Source organism: Dactylosporangium salmoneum (assembly GCF_039532525.1).
In the GTDB taxonomy this organism is placed as follows: domain Bacteria; phylum Actinomycetota; class Actinomycetes; order Mycobacteriales; family Micromonosporaceae; genus Dactylosporangium; species Dactylosporangium salmoneum.
On record NZ_BAAARV010000077.1, the window covers coordinates 1 to 3,801 of the forward strand.

Below are 3,801 nucleotides of genomic sequence, written 5' to 3' on the forward strand. Positions count from 1 at the left end.
GCGTAGGCGATGTGCTGGCCGTCGGCGGACCACTTGGCGTGGAGGCCGACCTGCTTGGCCAGGGGTGTGAACGTGCCGGAGGCGACGTCGACGATGCCCCAGTTCTGCGGGCCGTCGGGCACGCCCTTGGCGGCGAGCAGGTGCTTGCCGTCGGTGGACCATTGCGGCTCGAATCCGGCCCCGGCGACCCCGGTCAGCACGGTGCGGGGGTGCTTGCCGTCGCGGTCGGTCACGACGAGCTTGCCGGTGGCGACGTAAGCGATGGCGGAGCCGTCGGGCGAGACGCTCGCCGTGTAGTCCGGTCCGTTGACCGTGACGGGTTTGCCGTTGTCGAGGCGGGTGATCGCGTCGGCGCCGGCCTTGAAGTAGTAGAGCCGGCCCGGCAGGCCGGAGACCGAGCCGGACGGCGGCGGGGCCTCGGCCGTGGCGGTGGTCGTGGTCGCGGTGGTGGTGGGGGCGGTGCTGGCGTTCGCGCCGTTGTCGCCGCAGGCGGTGAGCAGCATCAGCAGGGACGAGCCGGAGAGCAGGGCGGTGGCGGCGAGGACGGGCCGGCGGACCGAGAGCTTGCGCATGGTGGGACTCCGTTCGATGTTGTGGGGGATGCGGGAAGGAACTGGCGCCGGCCGGCTGTGCAATTCCCTTGCGCCTTGGTAGACGCGTGCCTTGGCTTTGACGGGCGACAGTACTTTCGGACATCTCTCGATCCACCGAACGGCGGATGCTGGAGTCAGGCGGGGAAGACGGTCGGCGCGCTACGGCGGCGGAGGCGGCGCGCGGCCACCCAGATCAGGGCCAGGGCGCCGAGCGTGAAGATGGCGTTGCCGACCAGGTCGACGACCGCGTTCGCCGCGCCGGTCGGGGACTCGATGAACGAGTGCCAGGCGTAGGTGAGCAGGCCGCCGGCGCCGATGGCCAGGCGGTGGGCGTCGCCCCAGGTCCCGGCGGCCGACCAGCGGGCGGCCAGGGCGAAGAAGCCGGCGACGGGAACCAGCAGCAGGGCCACGCCGGCCCAGGTGGGCAGGGCGTCGAGCGTGGCGACGCCCTCGAAGACGCCGCCGGCGATCAGGGTGGCGATCAGCACGATCCACGCGCTCGGGGCTTGGGCGCCGGTGCGGGGCTTGGGCAGGCCGATGCGCACGAAGAGGCCGACGGCGATCAGCGCGGCCACGACGACACCGGTGACGGCGAACTGGGCGGCGGTCGACGTGTACGGCCACAGCGTCATGTTGATCGCCGAGGTCACCGCGATGCCGATGGCGAACAGGACCGCGGTCACGACCAGGCCGGTGCGGCCGAGCCACGGGGTGGTGCGCCGCTCGCCGGCCAGGCTCTCCACCATGACGATCGGGGTGCCGACGCTCCAGAAGACGTGCAGGCCGATCACGAAGATGGTCCAGGGGACGCCGATGCCGAGCTGCGGAACGTAGCCGTCCGCCAGCAGGTGGGCGTCCGCGTAGTTCGGGTTGAACAGCGACTGGGTGGTGAGGCCCTCCTCGATCACGCCGTAGGCGGCGGCGAGGATCAGGATGTTGGGCCAGCCGAGGCCGCGGCGGCGGGCCAGCTCGCGGATGAGCAGGGCGCCGCCGCCGTACATCGGGGCCAGCGCCACGATCGCGGGCAGCATGGTGATGGGCAGGTTGCCCAGGAGGAACTCGGCGACCAGCGGGGCGAGGAAGAACAGGCCGAGCGCCGGTGCGATGCGACGAATCATGCCTTTAATGAACCGCCGGCGCGGCCCCGGTGCCGGGATCAGATCTCAGGCATCGCCCGGGACAAATGTCACCGTTGTCGCCGGACCTCCTGCAGGCCCCGCGCGGCCAGCCGGTCGGCCCGCTCGTTCTCCGGGTGGCCGTTGTGCCCCTTCACCCAGTGCCACTCGACGGTGTGCCGGGCCACGAGCGCGTCGAGCTCCTGCCACAGGTCGATGTTCTTCACCGGCTGCTTGTCGGCGGTCTGCCAGCCGTTGCGCTTCCAGCGCGGCACCCAGGCGGTGATGCCGTTGCGGACGTAGGAGCTGTCGGTGTACAGGTGCACGACCACGGGCCTGTTGAGGCTCTCGAGCGCCCGGATCGGCGCCGTGAGCTCCATCCGGTTGTTCGTGGTCGCGGTGGCCTCGCCGCCGAACAGCTCCTTCTCCACGGTGCCGTAGCGCAGGACGGCGCCCCAGCCCCCCGGTCCCGGGTTCCCGCTGCAGGCGCCGTCCGTGTAGATCTCGACGTGGGTCACACGTGTATTAGACCGTGTGCCACTTCTGGTTCGCCGTGCCGGCACAGTCCCAGATCTGCAGCACGGCGTCGTTGTTCGGGTTCCAGTCGGCGATGTCGACGCACTTGTTCGCCTGCGGGTTGACCAGGTCGCCCGCCGGGGTGAGCACGAACTGCTGGGCCGGGTTGCCGCTGCAGTTGGCGATCTGGACCGCGGCCCCGTTGGCGGTGGAGCCCCAGGCCACGTCCATGCACTTGTTGTTCTCGGTGCGCAGCGTGCCGCCGGTGAACGTCCACTTCTGGTTCGTACCGCCCGTGCAGTTCCACACGATCAGGCGCTGCCCGTCGTTGAAGTTCCAGTTCGGCACGTCGATGCACTTGCCGTGCCAGTTGCTGGCGATGGCCTTGCCCTGGGTGGCCGGCGGCGGCGTCGTGGAACCGCCCCCCGTGGAACCGCCCCCCGTGGAACCGCCCCCCGTGGAACCGCCCCCCGTGAACGGGCTCAGCGTGATCCCCGCCGCGCGCGGATCGCCGTCGTGCACCAGCGACTCCTGGTTCATCACGTCGTCGAAGGCGAAGCCGTACGCCTTGCCGTCGGCCATGTTGGCGTGCACGATCCGCGAGTAGTGGTTGGTCAGGGCGCTCTTGTAGAAGTCCGACGCCGACCCGCCGGGCTGGGTGTCGATCGTGCCGAGCGTGCTGCGGTGCAGCGCCGCGCACAGGGTCCGCGCGATCGGCCCGACGACCTGGTCGTTCGGCGCGCCGAGAGCGCCGTCGCAGCCCCACACGTTGCTCGTGGACGGGCGGTTGAAGCTGGCGACCTGGCGGCCGGAGCCGTCGGTGAAGTTCATGACGGTGCCGCTGGTCCGGCCGTAGTACTTCACGTCGGGCCGGTCGGTGAACGGCTGCACGGTCAGGGTCTTGGTGGTGTACGCGTTCCAGGCGTTGGCGATGTACGGGTCGAGGTACGTGGGGCTGAACAGCCCGGCGTCGGCCGCCTTGCCCGGCGCGAGGACCCGCAGCACCGTCCCGTCGCCCCGGGTGACCACCGTGTTGCCCCAGCCCGCGGTCGCCTTGACCTGGTCGATGACGTTCTGCCGGCCGTTCGGCACCAGCGCGCCGGTGGTGTGCACGGCGCCGTCCGCGCCGGTGACGCTGACCGCGTGCGGCACGGCGAACATGTCTACCTGCGAGCTGTTGAGCCACAGCCCGGCGTCGTTGTAGGTGAACTCGCTCCAGTCGAACAGGATGTCGTGGTTGGGGTCGCCGGCCGCCCACGGGGCCGGCTGGACCAGCCCATCGGGGGTGAGGAAGAACCTCAGCCGCTCGCCCAGCGACATGTAGACCCGGCCGGACAGCCCGCGGGGCAGCTGGATGGTCTTGCTGGCGCCGTTGCCGGGCCCGGGGATCGACACGTCCGGGGCGGGCATCGGCGGGTTGGTGCCGGGCGACCAGGGGGTGAACCCGCCGCCGGCGTTGACGTAGCCGAGCCGGCCGCTGGCGAGGTCGGTGCCGAGCACGTACAGGTAGACGGCGTCGCCCCGCCCGGTCGTGTTGGTCACGGTGAACGGCAGCAGGTTGGGCCCGGTGGCCTGCG

General features: G+C 71.1%; 4 protein-coding genes. All 4 read right to left on the reverse strand.

Features of this window, described 5'->3' with window-relative positions:
- The coding region (locus ABD352_RS39370) for a TolB family protein (protein ID WP_344617675.1) at positions 1-572 on the reverse strand (572 nt) is incomplete at its 3' end.
- A 155-nt stretch (positions 573-727) separates the two neighbouring features.
- Entirely contained in the window at positions 728-1,711 is a 984-nt protein-coding gene (locus tag ABD352_RS39375; RefSeq protein WP_344617676.1) for a hypothetical protein, read from the reverse strand.
- A gap of 68 nt (positions 1,712-1,779) precedes the next feature.
- Positions 1,780-2,226, reverse strand: a complete 447-nt coding sequence (gene rnhA, locus ABD352_RS39380; protein ID WP_344617677.1) for a ribonuclease HI — start codon at positions 2,224-2,226, stop codon at positions 1,780-1,782.
- A gap of 7 nt (positions 2,227-2,233) precedes the next feature.
- The coding region (locus ABD352_RS39385) for a glycoside hydrolase family 64 protein (protein ID WP_344617678.1) at positions 2,234-3,801 on the reverse strand (1,568 nt) is incomplete at its 5' end.